Genomic DNA, 4,491 nt, shown 5'->3' on the forward strand with positions numbered 1-4,491 from the left:
TGGGAGCCAGCCTCTTCCTGTCCGCGCTGGTGGAGGAGCTGGGCGAGCGCGTCGTGCTCACAGCGAAGGAGGAGGCGGCGCGTGGGACTTCCCCAGCCAGCCCCCGCTGAGACAGGGACGGAGACGGGAGGGGAGGGGCAGCAACAGGTGGTTCAAGGCTTCCTGGAAGGAGCGCAGGCCGCGGACGACGCGGAGCAGGGGCGCGCTGTTGCATTGGAGCCCCAAGACGCAGCCCCTGCGGCTGGAGATCCGCCCGTGCTGGCGGTGACCAAACCTGTGGCGGGAGAAATCCTGAACACTGGGCTCCCCCTGTTCAAGGGGACCTCAGATGCCAGTGCCGTGGTGAGTCTCTACGTCAAGGACGTGAAGTTGACGGAGGTGACCGCCACCGGGGCTGGGAACTGGGATCTCGACTCCACGAAGGTGACGCTGGCGGGGTTGCCGCTCGCGGAAGGGATGAACTGGATCCAGGTCAGGACGACGGATGCGACGACGAGTACAACGACCTTCTCCAAGACCATCATCTTCACCGTGGATACGACGGCTCCCGTGAAGCCCACCGTGAGCGCCCCCACGGCGGGTCAGCGCGTGAGGAGGGACTCGCTGATCTTCCGAGGCACCGCCGAAGTCGGCACCACCGTGAAGCTGAAGCTCGCCCCAGCAGCCACTCCGAACACGCCGACAGACATCGGCGAGGTCATCAGCGGCACGGGGAACGCCTGGACCTTCGCACCGCCAACGACCCTCAGCCTGCCGGAAGGGGGATACAACCTGACGGTCAGCTCCATCGATGGTGCTCAGAACAGCACTGTGTCGGATGTGCTGTCTTTCACCGTGGATGACACTCCGCCGGACACGACCATCGGCAGCAAGCCCGACCCATTCGTGAACCAGACGACGGCGAGCTTCACGTTCGCGGCCTCGCCGTCGGAGTCTGGCACGACGTTCGAGTGCCTGCGCAACACCGACCCGCAGTTCCAGCCCTGCACCAGCCCGAAGTCCTACTCCGGCCTGGCAGCCCGAGTGTACGTCTTCTATGTGCGCGCGAAGGACAGCGCGGGCAATGTGGATCCGACCCCTGCAATCTATCAGTGGGAGGTGGACACGACTGCTCCGGATGCACCCACAGTGACGGTGCCGGTGACCAATACGTCCGTGGCCACCCGACTGCCCACGATTTCTGGAACGGCCGAGCCGGGAAGCACGGTGACGGTCACCCAGACCGCCCCGACAAGCGCCCCCTTGGGGACGGCGGTCGCAGGCGCGGACATGAAATGGAGCCGGACCGTCGCGACCGCGCTCACGGATGGAGCCACGTACACGGTGAGTGCCACGGCGACGGACAAGGCCGGGAACGTGAGTCCCGCTTCCGTGAGCAGCTCCTTCAAGGTGGATGTCACACCCCCCGAGACGGTCCTTGTTTCCGGGCCGCGGGCCGTGGAGCAGTTGGACATCGCCCAATTCGAGTTCAGCTCGCCCGAGACGGGAGCAACCTTCGAGTGCGGCCTCGACGGCGCGGAGTACGCCACCTGCACCAGCCCGAAAGACGTGACCGGACTCAGTGAAGGGCTGCACACCTTTCGCATCCGGGCCCGCGACCTCGCGGGCAATCTGGATCTTTCACCTGTGGCCTGGACGTGGATCGTGGACAAGTCCCCGTTGTCCACGCTGATCACCCTGAAGCCGCCGCTGCGGACGAATCAACAGACAGGCACGTTCAATTTCGAGTCCAACAAGCCGGACGTGACCTACCATTGCAGTCTCGACAGTCCTACGCCTGCCAACCCGACATTCGTCGACTGCGCTACCCCCTACATCACGCCTGTGCTTGCGAGCAAATTGCACACGCTGCTCGTTCGCGCACGTGACAGCGCGGGCAACGTGGATCCGACGCCGGAAAGCTACTCCTGGACCGTGGACGCGATCGCCCCCGCGCAGCCGACCGTGACGTCCCCGGCGGAGGGCAGCTCCGTCAGCAGGACAACGCCCACCCTCAATGGAAAGGCCGAGGTCCAGCCCGAGGGGCCGGTCGACGTGCAGGTCTCCGTGGATGGCAGCGCGATGGGAACCGTCAAGGCCAATGCGGCCGGTGACTGGACCTTCACCCCTGCGAGCGCGCTGTCACAGGGCCCCCATGCCGTGTTCGTCGTGGCGGTGGATGTCGCCGGGAACGCGAGCGTGGCGTCCGCCACGCGCAACTTCACCGTGGATTCGACTGTTCCAGGGACAGAGCTGGTCAACACCCCGGCCCCCCTGACCCAGCAGCCCGTCGCGACCTTCACGTTCACCTCCGAGGAGGCGGGCGTGGAGTTCGACTGCCGCCTGTTCCGCAACGGTTCCCCGGAGCCCGTCTTCGCGTCGTGCCAGTCGCCCTATACCAGCGCGTCACTCGCAGACGGAACCTATACGTTCTCGGTGCGTGCCCGGGACCGGGCCGACAATGTGGATCCCACCCCCGCGCTCTTCGTCTGGACGGTGGATGCCACCGCGCCGGACACGCGCATTGATTCCGGGCCGACCCCGGCCAGCGGGGGAACGACCAACAGCTCCGAGGCGCGGTTCACCTTCGGCTCGAATGAACTGAACGTGACCTTCCTCTGCGACCTCAACGGGCTGGGCTACAGCGCCTGCCCCATCAACCACCTGCTGACGAACCTGGCCACGGGTTCGTACACCCTCTCCGTGAAGGCTCAGGATCCGGCAGGGAACGTGGACGCGTCGGCGGCGGTCTGGAGCTGGTCGGTCAACACCGACATCCCGAACACCATCATGGTGTGTGATCCGACGAGGGCCTTGCTCAACACGTTCGAGAACACCTTCACGTTCAAGTCGGACAAGGGCAACGACCCGACCATCACCTTCCAATGCAGTCTGAACCAGAGCACCTTCGAGCCCTGCGTCTCGGACTTTTCGCTGACGGTGGCCCGGGACGGCAATCACACGCTCAGGGTCAAGGCGCGTGACTCATTGGGCAACGAGGACCCCATCCCCGCCGAGTGCACCTGGACCGTGGACACCCAGAGCCCCGATACGGTCCTGGATCAACATCCCGCGGCCTTCGAGCCGAAGTCCCTGGCCCGGTTCACGTTTGGCTTCAAGAGCCCCGAGCCTGGAGGCCACTTCGAGTGCAGCCTGGGGGCGGGGCCCTTCACGGCCTGCACCAGTCCCTTCGAGCTGACCGACCTGACGGATGCGGCCTACACCCTGAGCATCCGGGCCGTGGATGCCGCGGGGAACCCGGATGGCAGTCCCGCCACTTCTTCGTGGGTGGTGGATACGGTCGCGCCTCCCGTGCCCGTGATGACGGCTCCGGCGCCTGGGGCGATCCTCGCGATGACCACCCCGGTCCTGGAGGGCAGCGGAGAGCCCGGCAGCAACGTGGTCGTCGTCCTGCGGAATGGACCCGTGCTGGGCGCGGCGCTCGTGGATCCGAGCGGGCACTGGAGCCTCACCCCCGAGCTGTCATTGCCCGAGGGCGACAACTCCCTCCTGATCCGGGCGATGGATCCCGCTGGGAACGAGAGTGAGACCACCGGGGAGTTCGCCATCACCGTGGACACGCGGGCCCCCGAGACCGGCATCGTGGCGGGCCCCGATGGCCGTGTCCGCACGACCACGACCACGTTCCAGTTCTCCTCGTCGGAGGACGGAGCGACGTTCGAATGCAGCCTGGACAACGTGGAGTTCGCGGCGTGCGAACCGGAGATCTCCTTCGACGTGCTCGAAGGCGCCCACTCGCTCCAGGTGCGCTCCAGGGACCGGGCGGGCAACGTGGATGCTTCGCCGGAGACCCGCTCCTGGCGCCTCTCCCTCGGCTCCGACACGCGGGCCCTGGGCGGCGGCGTGAGCTGCTCGTCCTCTTCTGGAGGGAGCCTGCCGTTCGGGATGCTGATGGGCCTCGTGGGACTGGGGCTGATGGCGGTCCGGCGTCGCAGGGCCTGACCGCGGCTTCAGCGGGAATCCGTCCTGGACTCGGGGCCGCGCTGGCGGAGCAGCGCGGCGGCCCGGGTCCGGACGCTGGCCATCGGGTGCTCGCGGGCCGCATCCTCCAGCGAGGGCACCGCGGCCTCGCCCAGGTCCTTGAGGAGGAAGTCCTGGCAGGTGCCGTGGAACCGGTCGCTGACGAGGCAGCGGATGGCGTTCTGGATGACGACGGGCGCGTTGCGGTACGCGGCGTCGTTGCGCAGCGCCGCCCGGTAGGCCGCCACGCCGTCCACCCAGCGGAGGTTGTCGAAGTCGACGTTCCCCTCCAGGTAGCGGACGTAGGCGCTCGTCGGGTACTTCGCGGCCAGCTTCTTCAACGCCGCCAGGGCCGAATCCCGCCGCTGCGCCTTGATCAACCGATGGACCTCGTCGATGCCCGGGAGCTGCTCCACGACGGGCTCCCAGGCCGTCGTGCCCGTGGGCGCATCCGCCCGTGCCTCCTCACCCTCCGGAGCCGCGGGAGAGGGGCGCGCCGAGGACGCAGGCGTCGGGCCGGAGGACCTGGAC

General features: G+C 67.4%; 2 protein-coding genes. One reads left to right on the top strand and one right to left on the bottom strand.

Annotated elements, in window-relative coordinates:
* Nucleotides 1–342: 342 nt before the first annotated feature.
* Nucleotides 343–3,942, top strand: coding sequence for an Ig-like domain-containing protein (locus D7V97_RS40465; protein ID WP_147445185.1), 3,600 nt, complete (start codon nucleotides 343–345; stop codon nucleotides 3,940–3,942).
* Nucleotides 3,943–3,950: 8 nt separating this feature from the next.
* Here D7V97_RS40465 and D7V97_RS45055 read toward each other — a convergent pair.
* On the bottom strand, nucleotides 3,951–4,491 hold a 541-nt coding region (locus tag D7V97_RS45055), incomplete at its 5' end, for a hypothetical protein (RefSeq protein WP_158623557.1).

Origin of the sequence: Corallococcus sp. CA053C, assembly GCF_003611675.1 — a bacterium.
Classification (GTDB): domain Bacteria; phylum Myxococcota; class Myxococcia; order Myxococcales; family Myxococcaceae; genus Corallococcus.